The sequence below is a fragment of the Ureibacillus sp. MALMAid1270 genome, assembly GCF_049202975.1.
GTDB lineage: Bacteria > Bacillota > Bacilli > Bacillales_A > Planococcaceae > Ureibacillus.
In genome coordinates this window covers 254209-278813 of record NZ_JBMIRP010000099.1, presented here as the reverse complement: position 1 = coordinate 278813, position 24605 = coordinate 254209, and the positions used below count along the sequence as shown (strand labels likewise).

Sequence of the window (24605 nt, the reverse complement as noted above, 5' to 3'; positions counted from 1 at the left end):
GTCCTGGAAGTTGATTTCCGGATAGACATTTTTCTTTTTCTACAAAAAAGTGTCCTAAAATCAATTAACAATGATTTTAGGACACTTGATTTATTGTGTAATTGTTATTGAACAAGCCGTATGAGTCATACAGTTAACTAATTAGTTACTTGTAATTGTTAAACCCATTTGAATCATTGCATCTGCTAAATCAACTGATGGTTTATCAAAAATCGTTAAACGTACTAGTTGATTTTCTTTTTCAAATACGACTGAAATTACAACCTGATCTGCTAAGTCGACTTTGTATGCTGCTACGTTACTAATATTTGAATGATTCTTTACTTGTGATTGAATATCAAACTCAGTATATTGTACATTTTCATTGATGACACTCATCATATCTTCTGTGTTTTTAACTAAATCTTGAAAAGTTGTATCATTGGATGACATGTATTCAATACGCATTGAAATCGATTCATCTTCATTTAGATAAAGCAGATCTTTTCCAGGCTCTTCTGCTGTTAAAGAGAAGCCTTTAATCGCTTGAATAGCATATTGTTGTTCATCGCTTGTTAATGTTGTTGTTTCTTCTGTCTTTTCTGTGTTATTTGAAGTATAAGTGATGGTATTATCTTTTTCTGTAACTTGTTCTTCTTTTCCAGTGTTACTACCTGCATTTGTTTCTACCGTTGTAGGTGTTGTAGTTTCTTGTTGATCTGCAGTATTACAAGCAGCTAATGCAAGCATTGCACTACATAGTATTGCAATAAAAGAAATTCGTTTTGTCATGATGATTACCTCCTCAAAGTATTAAACGTTTGGTATTCCATGAAAGTTTCACCATTTTCATAAAGATTTTCTTATTCTTCATTAAGTGAATGGTATTAGTAAAAAGAATAAGATAACAAATACTTCATGCACTACGATAATTAGTGGCATACTTTTTTTCCATTCGTAAAGAGATCCTACTATCAATCCGAATACAAAAATAATCATTCCGTAAGAGAAATATCCTCCAACCATATATGCTCCAGCAAATAGAAGACTAGAAATAACGATGGAAATGAAGGGTGATGTCCAATCTTTAATCCTTTGTTGCACAAACCCTCTCCAAAATAACTCTTCTCCTACGACAACAATAAAAATTAATATTAGATAGTGCCAAATATTACTTGGCCCAAAAGTTGTGATATATTTTGTTATTGAGTGAATCCAATCCTTATTGATAGAATTTAATAGGATATAAAGTAATCGAATAATTCCATAAAGGATAACACCATATCCTAATCCAAATATGAAGCATTTCCAAATTGGCATGTCATCTTTTTGATTCATTGAAACAATGGATACAGCAACACAAATCAAAATGATAAATGGGTATAAATACCAGTAAATCTCAGGCTCTCTGAATGTGTAGGAATGAATTATGAAAAAGAAAACTAATGTAAGTAGGAGTACGATTAAATTTTTTGATATTTTCAAGATGATGACCTCCTCGTTACTATATTAACACAAAAAAAATTTCCCAATCATCTTTTACGATGTAAAGGGAAATAGAATATTAATAAACATCTTTATTGATAATTTTATATCGTTTATGATTTACTACTGTTTTTTCTTCTAGTTCCAGGTCATGAAAGTTATCCATAATAGTTAAATCAACGATTACGGAATTTTCGTTTACTTTTTCTACAATTCCTTGTAATCGTCCGTCTTTAAATTCAATAATATTTCCTACTTCAGCAATTTTCATACCAACAGCAGCTCCTTTACTGGATAATATTTAAAAATATTGCATGAAAAGTAATGAATTGTAAAGGGCTTTTTGAATAATTAATCGATAATAACTAAATTTTATTCTAGTAGAAAGGTGTTTTTATATGGAAAAATATAAAAAATTGATTGAACAGTTAAAAAATGGGGAAATTAGTAGTATAGAAATTGAAAAAGATGAATTTCTTCAATTTAGAGAAGTATTAGTTAAAGATGAGATGTTTAAGCATTTTCATGGTGAAGGTAAGCAAGGCGGAAATGTTGTTTACACTTTCTTAGAAACACCCCGAGCTTAATAAAAACTACTTTTAATATAAAAGGTGGGGTTTTGTGAAGAGTGAATTATTAAGAAAACTTGAATCGAAAAGAAAATTAATGATTCAGTCAGGTATGGAAAACGGATTACAAAATAACAAGACAATACGTTTAAGTCGTGAATTAGATCGTATTATGAATCAATATGAGCTAGAAGTGAATTTCTTAAAAAATTCGATTATAAAATAATTTGAAAATTATTTATGATTGAGTGTTTAATAATTAGATTTTTGGCTATATTATATTTGAACACAGCAACATTCTCATTTCCCCCTTTAAGAGCTGAAAACTATAGGTTTTCGGCTCTCTTTTTTTGTGCCCAAATCTCTTTTTACTAAAATAACTACATCCTTCTCACAATGATGAAATCTTAAAAAATGAATTAACCAACTCCACATTTGTAAAATTGTCGTAATATTTTTTTGAAAATTAAAACAAGTGTCCTATTATTTGTTAAACTACAAGAAAGTTATTCTAATTATTAGTTGAGGTGGTTAAAGATGTTAAAAGGTGAAAAAATCGCTTTTATCGGCACAGGTGTGATGGGGACAAGTATTGTAAAGCATTTACTTGCTGCTCAATATGAAGTAACAGTTTATACACGAACAAAAGAAAAAGCTCAAACTTTAATTGACTTAGGCGCAAAGTGGGCAGATACGCCTGCAAAAGCAACTGAAGAAAAGGATATCATTTTTACGATGGTTGGATTTCCATCCGATGTTGAAGAAGTTTACTGTGGTGAAAATGGTATTTTTCAAGCAGCAAAAGAAGGAGCTATTGTTGTAGATATGACAACATCTGAACCAATATTAGCGAAGAAACTATATTCGATAGCTAAAGAAAAAGGCCTTTCGTCTTTAGATGCACCAGTATCTGGTGGAGATATCGGAGCAAAAAATGGGACATTATCGATTATGGTTGGTGGAGACAAAGAAGCGTTTGATCAAATCCTTCCGATTTTCGAAAAGTTTGGTTCAAATATTGTTTATCAAGGTGAGTCGGGTAATGGTCAACATACAAAAATGTGTAACCAGCTTCTAATCGCTACAAATATGATTGGGGTATGTGAATCAATCGCTTATGGATTAAAAGCAGGACTTGATTTGGACAAAGTTATGCAATCTATTTCAACTGGTGCGGCAGGTTCGTGGTCATTGTCTAATCTAGGTTCAAAAATGTTGAACGGAAATTTTGATCCTGGATTTTATATAAAGCATTTTATTAAAGATATGAAAATTGCCATTGATGAGGCTGAAAGAATGAATCTTGACTTACCAGGAGTAAAGCTTTCTAAAGAGCTTTATAACACATTATTAGATCGTGGCTATGGAGAAAATGGAACCCAAGCGTTATTAAAGTATTATATTGACTGAAACTTGCATATGAAACAAAAACTATAATCATAGAATGATACAAGTCAAAATACAAGGAGCGAAAACAATGGGAAAGTCACTTAAGAAAAAACTGCCAGGTGAACGTAGTCAGCTAGCTTTATATATGTCACTTCCAATTTTGTCTTGGGCTTTTTATGATTTTGCTAATACGATCTTTTCATCAAACATTACGACAGTATTTTTTCCCTTCTATACAAATGAAGTACTAGGAACAGACGAAGTTATGAAACAAGTGGCAAGTACTTTTATTTCTTACGCTAATGCAGTTGCTAGTTTCTTTATAGTATTATTCTCTCCTTTATTTGGAGTATGGATTGATAATACCGGGTATAAAAAACGTTTCATTGTATGGTTCGCTTCTTGTTCAATTTTCTTTACATTCTTAATGGGAATCCTCGCTGAAATTGATAGTAATATTATTGTAGGTGGAATCCCTCTTAGTTTTTTATTAGTTGTTATAAGTTTTGTTATAGCGAAGTTTTTCTATAATTCGAGTTTAGTATTTTACGATGCTATGATGGGTGATCTTGGAACAAAAAAAGAAATGCCGCTCATTTCAGGGTTTGGTGTAGCATTAGGTTATTTAGGTACAATTGTTGGTTTAGTAGTGTATTTACTTGTTACTGACGGTGGATATCATCGTGCATTCATTCCTACTGCAATTCTGTTTCTATTATTCTCTTTACCATTATTTTTTATAAATAAAGATCAACCTGTACCTAAAAGTGAACGTAAGCGATTAGGATTTATAGATGGGTATAAGGAAATTTTTCATACCTTTAAAGAGATGCAAAAATACAAAGCAATTTTTATCTTTATGATTGCATATTTCTTCTTAAACGATGCGATTGCAACAACAATAGCTATGATGACAGTGTATGCAACAGCTATTGTAGGGTTTACTTCGGGAGAATTTATCATTCTATATTTAGTAAGTACTGTAGCTTCTATTATTGGTTCTTTTATATTTGGTTACATTACAAAAGCAATCGGAGCAAGAAAAGCAGTTTCAATAGTTGCTGTCATCATGATCATTGCTTTATTCATTGGGGTTTTTGCTAATGCAAAATGGATGTTCTGGATTGCAGGTAGTATGTTTGGTGTTTCTTTAGGATCGATGTGGGTAACTTCTAGAACGTTAATTGTAGAAATGACACCATACGATAAACGAGGGCAATTCTTTGGCCTATTTGCCTTTTCTGGTAAAGTATCTGCAATTATTGGTCCAGCCATTTACGGAACAATTACACTATTATTCAAGGACTATGGTTCATTAGCAAGTCGGTTAGCGTTTAGTTCTTTAATTGTTATGACAATAATTGGTCTTATCGTTCATTTATCTGCTAGACAAAGTTCAAATCAAAACCATTCAGTTTAAAGTTTTCAATTTGTAATATTTCGAATGAAACATACTTAAATTGTCCTCTATTTAGTAACAAAATAGCTTGTATGAGAAACCAAACGGCTGTGTTACAATTTATGTATTAAGTTAATAGGTATTTTCTAGAAAGGGGCAACACCATTTTGGAACCAAAAGGAATTTTACTAGAAACCGGAACAAATGAATTAGAAATTATTGAATTCCATGTTGCTAATAATCATTTCGGAATTAATGTTATAAAAGTAAAAGAAATCATCCAACCAATCCCAGTTACATTTATTCCACATGCCCATCCTCATGTTGAAGGGATTATTCAACTTCGTGGGGAAGTATTACCTGTCGTTGATATGATTAAAGTATTAGGAATACCTAATGCAACATATGGCGCACAACAAAAATATATCGTAGCGGAATTTAATAAACAAAAAGTAGTCTTTCATGTAGACAACGTAACACAAATACATCGAATTTCATGGGAAGATATTGAAAGACCATCTGATATGTATCAAGGTGGTACATCTCAAGTCATTGGGGTTATTAAACAAAACGACAATATGATTCTAATGCTAGATTTTGAAAAAATAATGGTGAACATTAACCCGAATTCTGGAATTAATGTAGATTCTGTACGTAAATTAGGGAAGCGTAATCGTTCCGAAAAACGCATTGTAATTGCTGAAGATTCTCCATTACTAAGAAAATTATTAAATGATACTTTTAATGAAGCTGGCTATGTGAATTTAGAGTTCTTTGAAAATGGTAAAGATGCCTATCATTACTTAGAAACAATTGCTAATTCAGGTTTTGATATCACTGAAACGGTCCAGTTAATTGTTACGGATATCGAAATGCCGCAAATGGATGGTCATCATTTAACGAAAAAAATTAAAACAAATTCTGATTTACAGAAACTTCCGGTTATTATTTTCTCTAGTTTAATAACAGATGATCTAAGGTTTAAAGGTGAGGAAGTAGGAGCTGATGCTCAAATTAGTAAACCTGAAATTGCAGAATTAATTATTAAAGTTGATGAACTTATTTTGTAATATAGTTCGTCATCTAGAAATGGGTATCCAATAGATATTATATTGAAAATGAAATCAAGTCGGATCCCTATTAAAGGTTTCCGACTTTTTATTTTAAATCCAACAGTTTAATTAGATTAGTATTGCTCTATTCTATACATAAAGTGTGTTTTTATAGATTTCGCAAATGTGCAATTAGAATTAATAATTTATCATCGTTACATATAATATTCTTGGCCAGCCTTCACATTCAACCTTTAAAACCCAATCTAATTTTGCAAGAAGGGAGTAGTGAATAGATGAGAAGATTAAAAACGGCAATTATTGATATAGGTTCAAATACAATTCGACTTGTACTTTATAGCTATGATAAAAATGAAGGTGTTCGTGAATTTGGAAATTTAAAAACAGTTGCGAGATTAAGAAGTTGTATTGAGTCTGACGGTGAAATGTCTGAAGCTGGAATACAACTCTTATCCAATACGTTAACTGCTTTTAAAAAAGTAATCGATGACTATGAAATAACGGACATTAAAGCTGTTGCTACAGCTGCGATTCGACAAGCAAAAAACAAAAATAAAATCATTTCAAGAATGAAAAAAGAAACTGGTTTAAAGATTGAATTGTTATCAGAAGAGGAAGAGGCTTATTTTGGTTTTTTAGCGGTCGTGCATTCAATGGACACACCATCTGCTGTCACAATTGATATAGGTGGAGGGTCTACTGAAATTACCTTATATTCAGATAAAAAACTACAAAAAACATATAGCTTTCCATTTGGAACAGTTTCACTAAAGCAAAATTTTGTAAGTGGCGAATCAATAAATGAATCCGAAAGAAAACTTCTTCGTCAATATATTAAAAATCAATTCAATAGCATTCCTTGGATTCAAAATGTTAATTTCCCAGTAATAGCAATTGGTGGAAGTGCTCGAAATATCGCTCAAGTAAACCAACATCGTGTTGATTATCCAATCTCTGGAGTTCATCATTACGAAGTTTCCAAAGATGAATTGGTAGGTTTAAATGAATTTTTCGGGAACATGTCTTTAGAACAATTGAAACAATTAGATGGGTTATCTTCAGATCGTGCAGACATCATTGGCATTGCTTTAGAAGTCTTTTTAGTGCTGATGGAAGTGGTTGGGTCAATCAAATTCCAAGTAAGTAAAAAAGGATTACGTGAAGGTGTCATTATTAATCGGGTGCTTCAAAGTAATCCAGAGGCATTTGATAAATATAATGTTTTTGAAGAAAATGCCAAAAGACTCGCATATGAATATGGCAGGGGAGAAGAAGAACTCGAAACGCTAGCCTCATTATCAGATCAATTATATAGGGAATGTTGCGAATTAAACTTCTTCGAATTAAATCTTGAAGATTATAAGCTGATTAAAAGAGCAGCATCGATTTATGCTATTGGAGAATATATTGAAATCGATTCTGCACATCAACATACGTTTTACCTGATCGCAAATCAGTCTGTAGCTGGTATCAATCATAAAGAAAAAGTAAAATTAGCTTTACTTGCATCTTTTAAAAATCGTGATTATTTTAGACGATTTGCTACTCCATTTGAATCATGGCTGTCTAAAGAAGATTTAAAGAAATTACGCGATTTTGGTGCATTATTAAAATTTGTCTACGCATTAAATGTTTCCAAACGGAACATTGTCAAAAAGATTAAACTTGTTAAAAACGAGAATGGAATAATTGTCAAATTGGCTGCCAAGAAGAGTGTTGTTGCTGAATTGTATCAAGCTGAGAGACAGAAAAAGCATTTAGAGAGGATCTTTAAGCAACCAGTAACGATTCAATTTATTGAGAAAGGGTGACCAAATGATGAATATGGAGTTTGAGAACGAAACCTTAGATCAGTTCAACGATATTACTGAACAATCTAAGGATCCAAAACAGAAAGATTTGAAGATGTTAGAAGAAATTGCAAAACCGGAATATTATAATAATCGCGAACTTAGTTGGCTAGCTTTTAATGAGCGTGTGTTAGAAGAAGCTGAAGATGAGAATAATCCACTACTTGAACGTCTAAAGTTTATCGGTATATTTAGTGCAAATTTAGATGAATTTTTCATGGTTCGTGTTGCTGGATTAAAAGATCAAGTCCGTGCAGGTTACCATAAACCAGAAAATAAAGCTGGATTAACTCCAACTGAACAATTAACGAAAATTGCAGAACGTACACAAAAACTTGTTAGAAGACAAATGGAAGTATTTCGTCATCTAATCTTTGATCTATTATCAAAGGAAAATGTTTTTTTGAAGGATTTTAAATCATTAACAAGTGAACAACAAAGATTTATTGATGAATTATTTGAAGAAACAATCTTCCCAGTTTTGACACCAGTTGCAGTCGATGCCTATCGTCCATTTCCAACATTACTTGGGAAAACATTAAATTTGTTAGTAATGCTAGAGGATCATAGTGCTGGAGCAGAGCATAGTGATCGTGTTGCAATTGTACAAGTACCTTCTGTATTAGATCGATTTATAGAAGTGCCTAGCCAAGATGGTGAAAAGGTGTACGTCTTATTAGAAGATGTCATTACGAGCCATATTGATCAATTATTCTTTGGCTATAAAGTGAAATCAACGCAAGCTTTCCGTTTAACTCGAAATGCAGACTTAACCATTCACGAAGAAGGCGCACAAGATTTACTAGTAGAAATTGAAAAAGAGTTGAAAAAGCGTAAATGGGGACTTGGAAGCCGTTTAGAAGTGCGTGACGGTGAGATGAATGATGAAGTTCTTGATTATTTATTAGAAGAGTTTGAAATTGAAGAAACGGATGTATTTAAAATTGACGGTCCATTGGATTTAACATTCCTATTTAGCTTTGTAAAAAAAATCTGTGTTGGTCGTGAACATTTAGTATATGAAAGCTTTATACCTCAACAACCGAAAGATTTGGATTCGGATGAGGATATTTTTGAAAAGGCATTAACTCAGGATCTCTTTTTCCACCATCCATACGAATCTTTTGAACCAATTGTGGATTTTGTAGCAGATGCTTCAGTTGACCCAACCGTTATGGCAATAAAACAAACATTATATCGTGTTAGCGGTAATTCACCTATTATACAAGCATTAAAACAGGCTGCTGAAAACGGAAAGCAAGTAACCGTTTTAGTTGAATTAAAAGCTCGATTCGATGAAGAAAATAATGTGCATTGGGCGAAAGAGCTTGAACAGGCTGGCTGTTTAGTCATTTATGGTATGAACAATTTAAAAACACATTCCAAAATCACATTAGTTGTTCGCCGTAGACAAGGAAAAATTGAACGATTCGTACATCTCGGAACAGGAAACTACAATGACGCTACTGCCAAAGTTTATACAGATATGGGAATTATAACAACAGATAAGGAATTTGGAATAGATGCTACTAATTTCTTTAATTATTTAAGTGGTTATACAGATAAACCAAAATTTAATCATATTGTAGTATCACCATTTGATATTCGAGATGAATTCATTAAGTTGATTGATGAAGAAATTGAATGTCATAAAAAGTATGGTAATGGTTTTATCCGTGCGAAAATGAATTCATTAACCGATAAAGATCTAATTATGAAATTTTACGAAGCATCAATTAATGGTGTACAAATTGAATTATTAGTTCGTGGTATTTGCTGTTTACGTCCAGGTATCCCAGGAATCAGTGAAAGTATTACTGTTTCAAGTATTGTTGGACGTTTTTTAGAGCATACAAGAATATATTGGTTCCATCATAATGGTGAAAACAAAGTATATCTCTCTTCTGCTGATATGATGACACGAAATATGGTAAAACGAGTGGAAATTTTATTCCCAATTTATTCAAAAGACATAAAAGAGCGCATTATGAATATTTTCTTGTTGCAATTAGCAGACAATTTAAAAGCAAGAGTACAAGATTCAACAGGAAAATACCATTATAAGAATGAACGAACAAGTGCGAATACAATTAATAGTCAAGAATTATTTATAGAAGAAGTAATGAGCGGAGTTATCGTTGAGGATTAGTTTAATGGTGGATGGTTGTGTAGTCTTTATTCTTAAAAGATTTGTGACTACACAACAATGTTTAGCTCGTCATTCGTAAATACTTGGAGGAAAATTAATGTCACAAAATCATCAAGAACAAGTGGAGCAAATCTTAAATGAAGTCATTAAACTAAATCCATTTGATGCTGTGATCATTGAAAAAAAAAAGAAAGTGGTTGCATTCGAATTGAAATGAATAATCCAAAAGCTGAAAAACTTACAAAGTTAATAATTTTGAAAGAGGAATGCTCGCAAAAGACTGGAACAAATTGACCATGAATATAAAGTACATTTTCAAACGATTTTCAATCATACATTAAATGGTTTTCCAATGGGTATGCCTAAATTGTTGATTGACCATCCTTTATTTAATAAAGAGCCTTTTATTAGTAGAACTTTTCCAACAGGCAAGGATACTTATATAATAAACCTTTACCTGTTACTCAAATTGTACAAGAATACTTCGTCAATTAAGTTAAAAGTTCAATTGACCATTCAATCACTGCATTTATCATTATAAAAAATGAAGTTGCGCTATACTCGAATAAATACAGTCCTTGGTTGAATACTATAAATACTTCAACTAAAGGAGAGTGACATGTATGGATTTGGATTTTTGGACAATACCTCTAATTATTACTGGTGTTATCATAATTGGTATTGCTTACTACATGACTGTTGCCGTTATGAAAAAAACGTCACATCGTGCAACAGTTACTGATACACCAATAAGTAAAAATGTCCGTGAACATCCAATGTTGATGAACCCAATCTTTATTATGTACATTATATTTGGTTTATTTACGGGCATCATGATCTTTTATTATTGGTCACGGTACGGGTATTAATTTAAACGTAAGATGAACGCCATTGAGGGTTGTTTTGAAACTTAGCTTTCAAAACAACCCTTATATTTAATAAATGATTATTATTGTTAGAAAACAGTTTATGCAAAAAGTTTATTAAAGAGGATAGAATTGAAAATGTTTTCAATGTATACAAATTACCCAAGGTTATTGTCATGGTCATAATTTGGTCAAATATGATATGATAATAGTGTAGTACCTGTTCTGAAATAGGGCAGAAAAGGGGCAATGGGGAATGATTTCTTTAAATACTAAAGCTTTATTAGATAGTCCGATTAGTGAATTTATTATTCCATCGGAGAAGGTTGCACATGTCCAAATTGGTAATAGTGCAGAACATGCTCTACTAGTGTTAACCAAAACAGGATATTCTTCTATTCCAGTATTAGATGTCAAATACAGGCTTCATGGATTACTTGGCATAAGGATGATCACAGAATCTATTTTAGGATTAGAACGAATTGAATATGATAAACTTGGTTCCATTAAAGTTGATGATGTTATGGATACAGATGTCGTACATTTAAAAAATACGGATACATTTCAAAGAGCATTAGATTTGGTCATTAATCACGCATTTCTTTGTGTAGTTGATGAGGAAGGTACATTTGTCGGGATATTGACTAGAAGAGTCATATTAAAACAACTAAAAAAGTATATTTATCAAGTTGATTAATAATTTGGTAGAGAAAAATTTCGACAAAATCCTAAGTAATATGGATTTTGTCGATTTTTTTAACGGATAATTAGTTAAAATCTTAAATATAGAACGAATGTGAGACGCTCACTTGTGGGAAGGAGGGTTTTGATGACAGCAACTGAAGCTGAAATTATAAAAATACTTGCAGAAGAAAAAAATATGAGAAAAGCTGCAGAAAGATTATTCCTTACACAGCCTGCATTATCACAAAGATTACAATCAATTGAAAAGGACTGGGGTGCAAAGCTTTTTCTTAGGTCACAAAAAGGGCTAACTCCAACACCGGCCGGAGAACTTGTAATTCAATATGCAATAGATACAATTATTAGAAAAGAGGAAGTCTTTGAAGCAATTCAAGCCATGAATTCAAAGGTCCATGGTACTTTAAAAATCGCCTGTGCATCGATTGTTGGCCAAAATTGGCTTCCAAAGGTATTAAAGGAGTTTGTGACGAAATATCCAGAGGCGAAAATTTCACTAATCACAGGATGGAGTTCTGAAATTATTAAAGCCCTATATGAAGGGGAAGCACATGTAGGAATCGTACGCGGACAAGCAGAGTGGAAAGGGAAAAGAATCCATCTTTTCCAAGATATGATGTATTTAGTAGATAAAGAATTAACAAAGATTGATGATATTTTAACGACAGATCGTCCATTTATTCAATTTAAGAGTGATTCGAACTACTATCAGGAAATACAACTTTGGTGGCAACGTCACTTTAATTCCAATCCAAGAAGACAAATAATTGTAGACCAAATTGAAACATGTAAACAAATGGCGATGAATGGAATCGGCTATGCTATATTACCTTCGATTACTTTAAATGGTGAAGAAAATGTTAATCGAATACCTCTATCAAATACAGAAAAAGATATAGGTTTAACACGTGATACATGGCTAATTGGTTATGAATCTGCATTTGAATTAAGACAAGTAGCAGCTTTTGTCGATGTGGTGAAAGAACATGCAGATTCAATCTATTAATAATAAATGGTAAGGTATATATTATTCAATGAAACTAATTTCGACTGCAAAAAATTATTTATTTTGTAAGAAATCGTAAGGGAATTAAAAGTTATTTCAAAAAAAACGTGCTATTTTGTTCAACTTTTTGTACAATTTTGACATGCTAAAAATTTTTAAAAGTTAGGGGAATTCTTGTGACAGAAAAATTAAATGCTCAACAAATTATTGATTTTATTGCAAATTCAAAAAAAGTAACACCTGTTAAAGTTTATGTTAAAGGTGAAAATGTAGCTAATTTATCATATGGTGAAAATACAAAAGTATTTGGAGAAGGATCAAGTGCTATCGTTTTCGGTGAATGGTCTACAATCGAAGCTGCATTAAAACAACATGAAGATCAAATTACAGACTACGTAGTAGAAAACGATCGTAGAAACTCTGGTGTACCATTACTTGATTTAAAATATCAAAATGCACGTATTGAACCAGGAGCAATTATTCGTGACCAAGTTACAATTGGGGATAATGCCGTAATTATGATGGGTGCAATTATTAACATTGGTGCCGAAATCGGTGAAAAAACAATGATCGATATGGGTGCTGTATTAGGCGGACGTGCTACAGTAGGTAAAAACTGTCATATTGGTGCCGGAACAGTATTAGCAGGTGTTGTTGAACCACCTTCAGCACAACCAGTTATTATTGAAGACGATGTTGTGATTGGTGCTAACGCAGTAGTATTAGAAGGAATTCGCGTTGGTAAAGGTGCTGTAGTAGCAGCTGGTGCAATCGTAATTTCTGATGTAGAACCTTATACAGTTGTTGGTGGAGTACCAGCAAAAGTTATCAAGAAAATTGATGAAAAAACTAAATCAAAAACTGAAATTATTGATGCTTTAAGAAATATATAAGAAGGTGCAAACCATGGATAGTATCATCCAAATTAGAAGAGACCTTCATCAAATACCCGAGCTAGGGTTTCAAGAATTTAAAACGCAAAAGTACTTATTAGAGCAACTAAACGCCGTTCCACAAGATCACCTATCTATTACAACGTGGAAAACCGGTATTGTTGTAAAAATAAGTGGAAGTAATCCTACTAAAACAATCGGATGGCGTACTGATATTGATGGCCTACCGATTGATGAAGAAACTGGCTTACCTTTTGCTTCTATACATGAAGGAAGAATGCATGCATGTGGACATGATTGCCATATGACAATCGCATTAGCACTTGTAAATGCATTTGCAACGAATCAACCGAAGCAAAATGTAATCGTATATTTTCAACCTGCTGAAGAAGGACCAGGTGGGGCAGAGCCAATGCTAGAATGGATAAAATCTGAACGACCAGATCTTCTACCAGATGAAATTTATGCACTACATATTGCTCCAGAATATCCTATTGGTACTGTAGCAACAAAACCAGGTTTATTGTTTGCTAATACCTCTGAACTTTTTATTGATTTAAAAGGTAAAGGTGGACATGCTGCTTATCCACATAAAACACGTGATATGACAGTTGCTACGGCTAATCTAATCATACAATTACAAACGATTATTAGTCGTAACGTAGACCCAATGGAAAGTGCTGTTATTACAATAGGTAAAATGACTTCGGGTACAGTCCAAAATATCATTGCTGAAAATGCAAGGTTAGAAGGTACGATTCGTACGTTAAATGCTGAAGCGATGGATGAAGTTAAACGACGTATTGAAGCAATCTGTAAGGGCATAGAAGCCTCTTTCGAGTGTTCTATTGCCATTGATTATGGTTCTACGTATTACGAAGTGAATAACGATGAAGAATGTGCACAAAAGTTATTATCTTTTGCAGAACAATTTGATAATTGTAAGGCGGTATTAAGCCCTGCTGCAATGACAGGTGAGGACTTTGGATATTTTCTTAAAGAAATACCAGGTGCATTATTTTGGGCTGGCGCAAATTGTGAGTACGGTTTACATCATGCAAAAATTTCACCAGATGAAAGTCTATTATCCGTTAATGCAAACTTTGTAGAACAATTTATTCGCTCGTTATAAAAGAAGGTGAAGAAAACGATTTTGTTTTCTTCACCTTTTATTTTATTGAACTGTGTAACCGCCGTCTAATACGACTGCTTGCCCAGTCATTCCTTTAGCTTCTTCACTTGCAATAAATAAAACCAAATTCGCAACTTCTGATACATCAAGTAAACGTTTTTGCGGTACAAGTGGGTAAATGACCTCTTCTAATACATTTTCTAAAGATACATTACGTGTTTTTGCTAAATCACTTAGCTGATTACGGACTAAAGGAGTATCTACATACCCGGGACAGATTGCATTCACTGTAATACCATCTGTGGCTGTTTCTAATGCAGCTACTTTAGTCAACCCAATAACTCCATGTTTAGCTGAATTATAGGCAGCCTTTCCAGCAAAACCGACTAAACCATTAATGGAAGCAATGTTAATGATTCGTCCGAATTTTTGTTTTCTCATATGTGGAAGAACATGCTTCGTCGTAACAAATGGAGCAGTTAGCATAATTTTAATTAATAATTCAAAGCGATCTGTTGGGAAGTCTTCAATCATTGCGACATGCTGCATGCCTGCGTTATTAATTAAAATATCGATACGTCCAAAATGTTCGATTGCCGAATTAATTGCTGTAATGATTTCTTCTTCGTTCGTAACATCACAAGAGAGTCCTATTGCACGTTCACCAAGTGAATTTGCTGCTTCCTTAACTTTTTCTTCATTTTTATCTGTTAAGACAAGACTTGCTCCCTTTGAATGAAACTCTTTTGCAATTTCGAAACCAATCCCCTGTGCTGAACCTGTAATGAACACAACTCTATTATCTACCAATTAATTCATCCCCCTAAAAGAAGAGCCATTATTCATGGCTCAGTGATTACCCCTAATGATTAAAGTTTATAGGCCTAAACCTAATGAGAATAAAATGATTGCAATTACAACACCAATTGCTGGCGTGACAACTGTTGTTGCTGCTACAGACCAGTAAGCATCTTTATGTTTTTCACCACAGACGGATTGAATCGTAGTTACAACATATCCGTTATGAGGTAATGAGTCTAATGCACCTGAAGAGATAGCAACTACTCGGTGAAGTGCTTCTGGGTTGACACCAGCATCTAAATAACCCGGTGCAATTAATGGTAATGCAATTGTTTGACCACCAGAAGCGGAACCTGTCATCCCTGCAATAACGGATACCGCAACTGCAGCACCGATTAATGGAGAACCAGGAATACTCGTCATTGCATCAACTGCAACTGTAAAGGCAGGTACCGCCTTTGCAACACCACCAAAACCAACAACTGCAGCAGTATTACCAATCGCAACAATTGCTCCAAGTGTCCCTTGTGAAACTGCTTCCCAAGGATTTTTGAAATATTTCCAGCTAACTATGAATGTTGCAATAATTCCACCTAATAATGCAAGAATAAGTGCAGATTGGGCTAAATCATGGTGGAAGATAAATGAGATGATTAATACTACTGCTAATGGAATCATTGAAACAATTGGATTTGGTAAAGAACGGTTCGAATCGATTTTTGGATCTGTATCACGAGCAATAAATCGTTCGCCTTTGTCGACAGCTTTTTTAATAATTCGCTTCAACCACCAGTAACCAAATACCGCCATGAAAACAGCAACGATCAAACTTACTTCCCATCCTGCTAAATGGTTTGTTCCTAAATATTCGATTGGAATCCAGTTTTGAATTTCTGGTGATCCTGCAGAAGTCATCGTAAATGTAACGGATCCTAAAGCTAAAGTTGCTGGAATAAAACGACGTGGTAAATCAGCCTCTTTAAATAATGAAATAGCCATTGGATACACGGCAAATGCTACTACGAAAAGTGAAACACCACCATATGTTAAGATGGCACAGGCAACAACGATTGATAGAGTTGCATATTTCATACCCATTTTATCGACTATGAATTTTGCAACAGCATCTGCTGCACCACTATCTTCCATAACTTTACCAAAAACTGCTCCTAATAGGAACATTAAATACCATGACATAATGAATCCAGTAAACCCTGTCATATAGCTCGTTACAAAGTTTGCAACACCCTCTTCTGCAAGTTGCGGAAACAGAGGCATTCCAGATAAAACAGCAACAAATAATGCCGAAAGTGGACCTACTATAATAATATTTACACCTTTCATCGTTAACCAAATAAGTAGGACAAGACCTCCAATGAGGCCAATCATACTCAAAATCGTACTTGCATCCATTTTGATACCCCCATAACTTATAATTAGTTTTAACAATCTTTTTAGATATTTAAATTAACCAAATTAAATTGCTTAATAATTTAGTAGAGAATGCTTGTCTATTGTTTTATTTTTTTAAAATTCACTCCTTTACATAGATAAAGTAATACGCTTACAATGGGACAAATTCGAAGATACCTCACTATATGCACATAGATGTTTCAAAAATGTGAACAGGAAATTGATATAGAAATCCAGAAAATCGGAAATTGTAATCGAATAGATTGATAAATAGTTCATATCAATGAAATGAAAAATTCCAACATTTCGGAATTCCGTCCGAAATATTGGAATTTAGGTCATAAGTTGTGTTTTTTTATTTTTTCATAAAGTGTGGAACGGCTTATTCCAAGCTTTTCAGCAATGATGCATTTATCTTTTTCAACCCCAAGATATTCTTTTAACACTTGTCCTTCAACATGATCTAAGATCTCCTCCAAAGTTCCGCTAGATCGATTGTAATTCGATTGCCTACGACGTATATGGTTGGGGAGAATGTCTTCAGTAATTTGTTCTCCATCGACTAAGTGGACAATTGCTTGAATAACATTTTGTAGCTCACGAATATTTCCTGGCCAGTCATAGTTTTGAAGAGCCCAATAAGCTTTCCTGTGAATTTTAATTTTACGTCTTCCTGCCTCGGTAGAAAACTTATTTACGAAAGTATCGATAAGCACCGGTAAATCTTCAATTCTTTCTCGAAGAGGAGGTAATTGTAATGTAATGGACTGAATACGATAAAACAAATCTTCTCGGAAAAGTTTTGCTTTGACTAGTTCGATTAACGACACATTTGAACTTAAGAGAACCCTAGTATTAACTGAAACCTCGTCATCTGTTCCTACAGGTTGAATAATTCCATCCTGAATAACTTTAAGTAATTTAGCTTGACTCGTCAGTGGTAATTCATTTACTTCATGGATAAACAGCGTACCGCCATCTGCTTGTGCAATTCTTCCAATTTTTATAGCAGTTCCATCCCATTTTCCAAACAGTTCAATTTCTACTAACTCCTTTGGGATTGTTGAACAATTAATGTTGATAAATGGTTTTTCGGAAAGTTCAGAGAGGCTATGAATGATTTTTGCACACATTTCTTTACCAGTACCGATTTCCCCTTCAATTAAAACAGGAAGATTCGTTTTAGCAATCAAAGAAATAGTTTCCTTTATCTTACGAATAGAGTTTGAAGTTCCAATTAAATCTGATAAACAATTGAATGTATTTTCGCCAGCATGCACGTTTCTTTCTATCTCTTCTAATGTTCTACGTACATGTGAACTTAACTTTTTCCAATCGTTCACATCTCGGAATATGACACTTCCAAATGCTCCAACAATCTCACCATCTACGTAAAGTGGTACACGATTTGCTAGCATATATGTACCCTTAATAAACTGAGGTGCTGCGATATCTGGAGTTCCTTTTTTTATTACAAGGTGCATTTCTGAGTTTTCAATTACATCTCCTACATACTTGCCTATTGCGTCTTCACGTTTCACCTCAAGAAATTGGCAATATTCTTCATTAATATAGAGAATTTTTGCATCTCGATCGACAACAACAAACCATAAAAAGGCGGTTTCAAGTATTTGCTCAATGACGGGTGTAGATAGTTTACTAATCCAATCTTCCATTCAATCACCTCGTATTTCATTCATAGTGTTCTTATTCTATTTTATGAGAGATGTGATAGAAAAGATGAATGTTGTAAAAGAAAAGGGAAGAGTAATTTTTTATGGAAGATCAATGGAGGAATCAATGAAAAAAGCAATCAGAAAAGTTTCCTTTTTTGATTGCTCTTTTAGTGTTTATTTAACTTCTGGTTGTAATATTGTTAGTGCTTTTTTTCTATTCCATCCATAGGCTAAAGCAAAACAGCCTAGTAAAATAATGGCACCTAAAATGTATGGTGAAGGTAAACTCCACTCTAGTAGAACACCTGCTAAAGCCGGGCCAACCATATTCCCTAAACTCATATATGCATTGTTCATTCCCGCTGCAAAACCTTGGTCATGGCCAGCTAATTTGGATATTAATGTGTTTACTGCTGGTCTGATAAAGATCGTTGCAATTTGGAAAAGTGTAGCAACTGCTAAAATTACAAAATATCCATTTACATAAATCATTAGGAACATTGTAATTGCTGCAACGATTAAATTTACTAAAATAACTTTCATTTCACCAAACTTTTTAAATAATATATCAACAATGAACACTTGAAGAATAACACCAACAAAGCCACCAACTGTGATGACAATGGCTATATCTGCTGGCGTATAGTCAAATTTTAATGTTAAAAACATGGAAAGTGTCGCTTGGAAATTCGCAATACCAAAACTAAATGTAAATACGACAATTAATAATATAAAATAAGGTGTTTTAACAGAACGAACTAGTTGTTGCCATAAATTTTCCCTTGGTTGATGTTTTGCCTCTAACTGTTGTTTAGTCTTAAATTCGTGTGGTTTTACATTCGGCAAAATAATAAGTGATAATAGGGCCGCAACTAAAGCTGTAACACCAGATACGTGAAATGGAAAATGTAGATTCACTTCTGCTAAAAATCCGCCAATTCCAGGTCCAATCATAAAACCGAGTGAAATGGCTGCTCCTAAAAGACCCATTCCTTTACCACGTTCTTCATCAGTAGTAATATCGGCAACATAAGCCATTACAGGAGGCATGATAAAGGCTGCACCAAGACCTGTTAAGAACCTTCCGATAAATAAAACCCACACTTCAGTAGCAAGACCAAATAATATTTGGGATATACCATAAATAATGAGACCAATTATAACAAAGATCTTTCTACCATATCGGTCTGATAAGTCACCTGCAATCGGAGAAAATAAAAACTGTGCTAAGGCAAAACTAGCAATTAAAAAGCCTAGTATTTGGCCACCTACACCAAAAATCTCAAGATATGAAGGTAAAACCGGAATAACAATTCCAATACCACCCATCGTAATAAATAGGTTGAACATTAAAATCAGTAATGCTAATTTTTTGGCCTTTTGAGTCAAGAGGCCACCTCCTTTTGTAAACACAATACGGTTTACTTTTGTTTTATCTAATTTTTGAATAGTGGGATAATCGCCCGCATTTAATACAAACTATAGCTTATCATAAGATCTTCCGCATAACTATACTTATGCAAGTGAACATGACGAAATAATCCACCCTTAAGTAGGGTGGATTATTAAACATATTATCTTAATGACATTTTGAATTCTAAAAAGTACTCGTTATATTTTCCTAACCATTCAAGGCCAAGATTTTCGTAAACTTCTAATTTCTCACGTAACTCTTCATTTGGATAGAAGCGTTCATCTTCAATAACTTCAGGATCCATTAATTCCATTGCAGCAGCGTTTGGTGTAGAGTAACCAACATAATCATTATTTTGTGCAGATACTTCAGCATCTAACATAAAGTTAATAAATGCATGAGCGCCATCAATATTAGCAGCTGTTTTTGGAATAACAAAGTTATCAAACCAAAGATTCGAACCTTCTTCTGGAACTGCAAAGTCAAGGTCTTCATTTTCCCACATCATATCAGCAGCTTGACCAGACCAAGTAAGGGCAACAGTTGCTTCATTGTTAATCATAAGTGGTGTAATTTCGTCACCAATGATTGCTTTAATATTTGGGGATAGTGAGATTAATTTATCAGTAGCTTTACGTAATAATGCGTCATCTTTTGCATTTAAAGATTCGCCTAATGAGTTTAGCCCCATTCCCATTACTTCACGAGCACCGTCCACTAAAAATACCTTTCCTTCAAGTGAAGGGTCCCATAAATCCTCCCAAGACTTAAATGTTAAGTGCTCTTCGATTTCATTTGGATTGAAAACTATCCCAACTGTACCCCAAAAATAAGGAATAGAATATTCATTTCCTGGGTCAAATGATAAGTTTAAAAAGTATGGGTCGATATTTTTCAAATTTGGAATTTTCGAATGATCGATTGGTAGTAAAAGATCATCTTCTTTCATCATTTCAATCGCATATTCAGATGGGACAGCGATATCATAAGCTGAACCACCTTGCTGAATTTTCGTCATCATCGCTTCGTTTGAATCAAATGTTTCATAAATGACCTTTATACCAGTTTCTTCTGTAAATTGATCGATTAAATCCGGATCGATATATTCTCCCCAGTTAAAAACGGTAATGGTATCATTACTACCTTGAGTTCCACCAGCTTCTAATTGGTGAGCAACAATGAAAAGAACAATACAAGATACGATAATGGCAATTGTTGCTTGAACTAATGATTTCATTGTCGCACCTCCGCATGTCTAGTTTTCGAGCGGTTCGTTACGAAGTAGTAACCAATTACAATTAGAATCGTAACGATAAAGACAATACCTGAAATAGCATTCACTGTTAATGTAATACCAGCTCTTGCCATAGAGTAAATTTCAACTGAAAGTGTAGAGAAACCATTTCCTGTTACGAAAAATGTAACTGCGAAATCATCAAGCGAATAAGTGATCGCCATGAAAAATCCTGCGAAAATGCCAGGCTTAATATAAGGAAGAATAACTCTTGTTAATACGTCTCTTTTTGAAGCCCCTAAATCTTGTGCTGCATCGATTAAGTTTGTATTCATTTCAAGTAACTTAGGTAATACCATCAATACGACAATTGGAACACTAAAAGCAATATGAGAAACTAGAACTGATGTGAAGCCAAGCTTGACCCCAATCATTGTAAATAAAATTAAGAAGCTGGCACCGATAACAACGTCAGGACTAACAATTAAGACATTGTTAAATGATAAAAGTGTATTTCTCATTTTTTTGTTTTTCACTGAAACAATTCCAATAGCACCTAATGTACCGATAATCGTTGCGATTAAACCTGAGAGTAAAGCTATGATTACTGTATTAATTAAAATAACTAATAGTCTTGAATCCTCAAACACTGCTTGATAATGTTCCCAAGTGAATGATTCGAAGCTATTCATTGTCCCACCACTATTAAAGGAATAGAAAATTAAATAGAAAATTGGCGCGTATAAAACAAAAAACACAATTACTAAATAAATCTTTGCACCAGCTGATAATTTTTTCATTTATACGCGGCCTCCTTTCGATTTTTTCTGTCCTGTAAATAGCATGATAATAACCATGAATAAAATAAGGAAGACTGCGATTGTCGAACCCATACCCCAGTTTTGTGCAACTAGGAATTGTTGTTCAATCGCTGTACCTAATGTAATCACTTGGTTACCAGCGATTAGTCGAGTAATCATGAATAGAGAAAGGGCAGGGATGAAAGTAACTTGTATTCCAGACTTAACCCCTTCAATTGTTAATGGAAATATTACACGGCGAAATGTTGTAATTCGATTTGCGCCTAAATCTCTTGCAGCATAAACAAGTGTTGGATTTAGTTTATCTAAGGCATTGAAAATTGGAATGATCATAAATGGTATAAAAATATAAACTGCGACAAAGATAAAGCTAAAATCTGTAAAGAGAATTTGTGTTGGTTCAATACCGAATACTTCTGCAAATGCGTTAATAGGACCGTACAATCCGAAAATACCGATAAACGCATACGTTTTTAATAATAAATTAATCCATGATGGAATGATGATAAATACTAACCACAGATGTTTGTGTTTTGTTTTTGTTAGTAAATAAGCAGTCGGATACGCAATGATTAATGTAAATAATGTTATTAAAAATGCGTACCAAAAACTTGTGAAAGTCATTGATAAATAGGCAGGTGAAAAGAATTTTACATAGTTTGCGATTGTAAATTGACCATTTAAATCCAGTAAAGAGTAATAGAGTACCAATAGGATTGGTGCAATTACAAAAAGAGCGATCCAGATAATATAAGGAAATAAAGAACCTTTAGATGCTTTATTTGTCATTTTCTTCTTCTCCATAAGATTCTAATCGTTTATCAAACTCTTCTTCTGTCTCATTTAATCTCATTACATGAATTGCTTCTGGATCGAAGTCTAAGCCAATTTCTTGTCCAACATCTGCTTTTTTTAATGAATGAACTAACCACTCGTTACCATCTTTATCATAAGTAGATAGTTCATAATGAACCCCACGGAATAACTGAGTATCAACTTTAACGACTAACTTTCCTTTATCTACTGTTGTAATTTCTAAGTCTTCCGGACGAATAACTACATCAATTTTTTCGTTCGGTTTCATCCCTCTATCGACACAATCGAATACTTTTCCATTGAATTGAACTTTATAATCTTCAATCATGACACCATTTACAATATTTGATTCTCCGATAAAGTCCGCAACAAAACGATTAATCGGTTCGTCATAAATATCAACTGGAGTACCAGATTGCTGAATTTCTCCTTCATTTAGGACGAAGATTTCATCTGACATCGCTAATGCTTCTTCTTGATCGTGAGTAACAAATACAAACGTTTTACCTAATCTTTGTTGTAATTCACGAAGTTCGTATTGCATCTCTGAACGTAATTTTAAGTCTAGCGCTGAAAGAGGTTCGTCTAACAAAATGATTTCTGGGTCATTGACAATTGCACGAGCAATCGCAACACGTTGGCGTTGACCTCCAGACATTTCAGATATTTCACGATTTCCAAAACCAGATAAGTTTACGAATTTTAAAGCCTCTTGTACACGTTCATTAATTTCAATTTCTTTCATTTTTTTAATACGTAACCCAAAGGCAACATTTTCATATACATTTAAATGAGGGAAAAGTGCATAGTCTTGGAATACTGTATTTACTTGTCTTTCATTGGCAGGTACATTGTTTATTTTCTTTTCGTTAAAATAGATGTTCCCAGATGTCGGTTCTGTAAATCCAGCAATCATTCGTAATATCGTTGTTTTACCACAACCTGAAGGACCTAATAACGTATAAAATTTTCCTTTTTCTAGTTCAAAATTGACATTCTTTAATACGACTTCATCATCATAAGATTTTGTTACATTTTCAAAACGGATGATTGTATTACTCAAATTTCTCGCCTCCAAGCCTCATAAGTAAGATTCTGTTGCTACTAATAACAACTCAGTTTTTCCATTGTGTGCATTGAATATTTGGTGATTACTTGATGCCTCGTAATAAACAGCATTTCCTTCACTCGCTATATATTCTTCTTCTCCAATGACAACCCGTATACGACCTTTTAATACATAAATAAATGTTTCGGCTAGAGAAGGCTCGAATAATTTATATTCTCCTCCTATTTCAAGGGATAAATAGATCGGTTCCATCTCTTTATCATTAGATGTAGGGATTAACCATTTAATTTCGTATTGTTTTTCTTCATCGTAATAAGTTGTTTGATCGTCCTCGTTATAAACAATTTTTTCTTCCTTCGTTGGATCATCAAAAAATTCTTTCGGTGTAGTTCCTAAAACTTCCAGAATACTAAATAGTGTATCGATAGACGGTGAATTTAAATCTCTTTCTAGCTGAGAAATATAGCCTTTTGTTAAATCCGTTCTTTCACCAAGTTCCTCTTGTGTTAGTCCCTTTTTAAGGCGTAAGGATTTAATTTTTCTTCCAATTTGCATTGTGTCTCTTGCTCCTTCTCAGTTTAGTCTTCATAAACTTTTAGTTTAAGAAGTTTACAAATACAAAACCTAAAGTTTACAATAACGAGTATCATTATACATAAAATATGGGAATATTCAATATGTTTTTCTAAAATATTTTACCCAATTTCGATTTCTTAGTACATATTCCGACATCAGAATTTTTCTATAGTGGATTTTAATAAAAGGATGGTCATTTTGTATGAACAGAATGAAGACAATTTGAATTTATTAATAAAGGTGAGCATGTAAATGGTTTGTTTGGGGATGAACTCATTTTTGTATGTAATAGG

At 33.4% G+C, this 24605-nt stretch carries 24 protein-coding genes; 12 read left to right on the top strand and 12 right to left on the bottom strand.

Annotated elements, in window-relative coordinates:
* Positions 1 to 141: 141 nt before the first annotated feature.
* The 3 genes from ACOQFO_RS18100 to ACOQFO_RS18090 form a co-directional block, all read right to left on the bottom strand.
* A complete protein-coding gene (locus tag ACOQFO_RS18100; RefSeq protein WP_421691077.1) occupies positions 142 to 771 on the bottom strand; it encodes a hypothetical protein in 630 nt (209 codons plus the stop codon).
* Between the two features lie 81 nt (positions 772 to 852).
* Positions 853 to 1464, bottom strand: a complete 612-nt coding sequence (locus ACOQFO_RS18095) for a CPBP family intramembrane glutamic endopeptidase (protein WP_421691076.1) — start codon at positions 1462 to 1464, stop codon at positions 853 to 855.
* A gap of 79 nt (positions 1465 to 1543) precedes the next feature.
* Entirely contained in the window at positions 1544 to 1735 is a 192-nt protein-coding gene (locus ACOQFO_RS18090) for a YkvS family protein (RefSeq protein ID WP_421691075.1), read from the bottom strand.
* Between the two features lie 127 nt (positions 1736 to 1862).
* Here ACOQFO_RS18090 and ACOQFO_RS18085 point away from each other — a divergent pair, with 127 nt between their 5' ends.
* From ACOQFO_RS18085 to ACOQFO_RS18030, 12 genes are all read left to right on the top strand, one after another.
* Complete coding sequence (locus tag ACOQFO_RS18085; RefSeq protein WP_421691074.1) at positions 1863 to 2051, top strand: hypothetical protein; 189 nt, start codon at positions 1863 to 1865, stop codon at positions 2049 to 2051.
* A 34-nt stretch (positions 2052 to 2085) separates the two neighbouring features.
* On the top strand, positions 2086 to 2259 hold the full coding sequence (locus ACOQFO_RS18080; RefSeq protein ID WP_421691073.1) for an aspartyl-phosphate phosphatase Spo0E family protein: 174 nt from the start codon (positions 2086 to 2088) through the stop codon (positions 2257 to 2259).
* A 311-nt stretch (positions 2260 to 2570) separates the two neighbouring features.
* Complete coding sequence (locus tag ACOQFO_RS18075) at positions 2571 to 3443, top strand: NAD(P)-dependent oxidoreductase (RefSeq protein ID WP_421691072.1); 873 nt, start codon at positions 2571 to 2573, stop codon at positions 3441 to 3443.
* Between the two features lie 67 nt (positions 3444 to 3510).
* Complete coding sequence (locus tag ACOQFO_RS18070) at positions 3511 to 4842, top strand: MFS transporter (protein WP_421691071.1); 1332 nt, start codon at positions 3511 to 3513, stop codon at positions 4840 to 4842.
* A gap of 146 nt (positions 4843 to 4988) precedes the next feature.
* Complete coding sequence (locus ACOQFO_RS18065) at positions 4989 to 5891, top strand: chemotaxis protein (RefSeq protein ID WP_421691070.1); 903 nt, start codon at positions 4989 to 4991, stop codon at positions 5889 to 5891.
* Positions 5892 to 6169: 278 nt separating this feature from the next.
* On the top strand, positions 6170 to 7705 hold the full coding sequence (locus tag ACOQFO_RS18060) for a Ppx/GppA family phosphatase (protein WP_421691068.1): 1536 nt from the start codon (positions 6170 to 6172) through the stop codon (positions 7703 to 7705).
* A gap of 7 nt (positions 7706 to 7712) precedes the next feature.
* Complete coding sequence (locus tag ACOQFO_RS18055; protein ID WP_421691067.1) at positions 7713 to 9893, top strand: RNA degradosome polyphosphate kinase; 2181 nt, start codon at positions 7713 to 7715, stop codon at positions 9891 to 9893.
* A 623-nt stretch (positions 9894 to 10516) separates the two neighbouring features.
* Complete coding sequence (locus ACOQFO_RS18050) at positions 10517 to 10762, top strand: short-chain dehydrogenase (RefSeq protein ID WP_421691066.1); 246 nt, start codon at positions 10517 to 10519, stop codon at positions 10760 to 10762.
* Between the two features lie 253 nt (positions 10763 to 11015).
* Positions 11016 to 11456, top strand: a complete 441-nt coding sequence (gene cbpB, locus ACOQFO_RS18045; RefSeq protein WP_421691065.1) for a cyclic-di-AMP-binding protein CbpB — start codon at positions 11016 to 11018, stop codon at positions 11454 to 11456.
* A 132-nt stretch (positions 11457 to 11588) separates the two neighbouring features.
* Positions 11589 to 12467: a LysR family transcriptional regulator gene (locus tag ACOQFO_RS18040; RefSeq protein ID WP_421691064.1), complete on the top strand. Its 879-nt coding sequence runs from the start codon at positions 11589 to 11591 to the stop codon at positions 12465 to 12467.
* 176 nt (positions 12468 to 12643) lie between these two features.
* Positions 12644 to 13360: a 2,3,4,5-tetrahydropyridine-2,6-dicarboxylate N-acetyltransferase gene (gene dapD / locus ACOQFO_RS18035; RefSeq protein ID WP_421691063.1), complete on the top strand. Its 717-nt coding sequence runs from the start codon at positions 12644 to 12646 to the stop codon at positions 13358 to 13360.
* Positions 13361 to 13373: 13 nt separating this feature from the next.
* Positions 13374 to 14492 carry an N-acetyldiaminopimelate deacetylase gene (locus ACOQFO_RS18030; RefSeq protein ID WP_421691062.1) on the top strand — a complete coding sequence of 373 codons (1119 nt, stop codon included), beginning with the start codon at positions 13374 to 13376 and terminating at the stop codon, positions 14490 to 14492.
* Positions 14493 to 14534: 42 nt separating this feature from the next.
* Here ACOQFO_RS18030 and ACOQFO_RS18025 read toward each other — a convergent pair whose 3' ends face one another.
* From ACOQFO_RS18025 to ACOQFO_RS17985, 9 genes are all read right to left on the bottom strand, one after another.
* Positions 14535 to 15302, bottom strand: a complete 768-nt coding sequence (locus tag ACOQFO_RS18025) for a 3-hydroxybutyrate dehydrogenase (protein WP_421691061.1) — start codon at positions 15300 to 15302, stop codon at positions 14535 to 14537.
* Positions 15303 to 15368: 66 nt separating this feature from the next.
* Positions 15369 to 16691 (bottom strand): GntP family permease, encoded by a 1323-nt coding sequence (locus ACOQFO_RS18020; RefSeq protein WP_421691090.1) that lies wholly within the window; start codon positions 16689 to 16691, stop codon positions 15369 to 15371.
* A gap of 353 nt (positions 16692 to 17044) precedes the next feature.
* Complete coding sequence (locus tag ACOQFO_RS18015; protein WP_421691060.1) at positions 17045 to 18382, bottom strand: sigma-54 interaction domain-containing protein; 1338 nt, start codon at positions 18380 to 18382, stop codon at positions 17045 to 17047.
* Between the two features lie 174 nt (positions 18383 to 18556).
* Positions 18557 to 19771: an MFS transporter gene (locus tag ACOQFO_RS18010; protein ID WP_421691059.1), complete on the bottom strand. Its 1215-nt coding sequence runs from the start codon at positions 19769 to 19771 to the stop codon at positions 18557 to 18559.
* Between the two features lie 185 nt (positions 19772 to 19956).
* Complete coding sequence (locus ACOQFO_RS18005; protein WP_421691058.1) at positions 19957 to 21033, bottom strand: ABC transporter substrate-binding protein; 1077 nt, start codon at positions 21031 to 21033, stop codon at positions 19957 to 19959.
* Complete coding sequence (locus tag ACOQFO_RS18000; protein WP_421691057.1) at positions 21030 to 21830, bottom strand: ABC transporter permease; 801 nt, start codon at positions 21828 to 21830, stop codon at positions 21030 to 21032. The genes ACOQFO_RS18005 and ACOQFO_RS18000 overlap by 4 nt, the downstream gene beginning before the upstream one ends.
* Positions 21831 to 22640 carry an ABC transporter permease gene (locus ACOQFO_RS17995; protein ID WP_421691056.1) on the bottom strand — a complete coding sequence of 270 codons (810 nt, stop codon included), beginning with the start codon at positions 22638 to 22640 and terminating at the stop codon, positions 21831 to 21833.
* The gene (locus ACOQFO_RS17990) at positions 22630 to 23730 is read right to left on the bottom strand and encodes an ABC transporter ATP-binding protein (protein ID WP_421691055.1); all 1101 of its coding nucleotides are present in this window, start codon (positions 23728 to 23730) and stop codon (positions 22630 to 22632) included. Before ACOQFO_RS17990 ends, ACOQFO_RS17995 begins: the two co-directional genes overlap by 11 nt.
* A gap of 18 nt (positions 23731 to 23748) precedes the next feature.
* The gene (locus ACOQFO_RS17985; protein WP_421691054.1) at positions 23749 to 24291 is read right to left on the bottom strand and encodes a helix-turn-helix domain-containing protein; all 543 of its coding nucleotides are present in this window, start codon (positions 24289 to 24291) and stop codon (positions 23749 to 23751) included.
* Between the last annotated feature and the right edge of the window lie 314 nt (positions 24292 to 24605).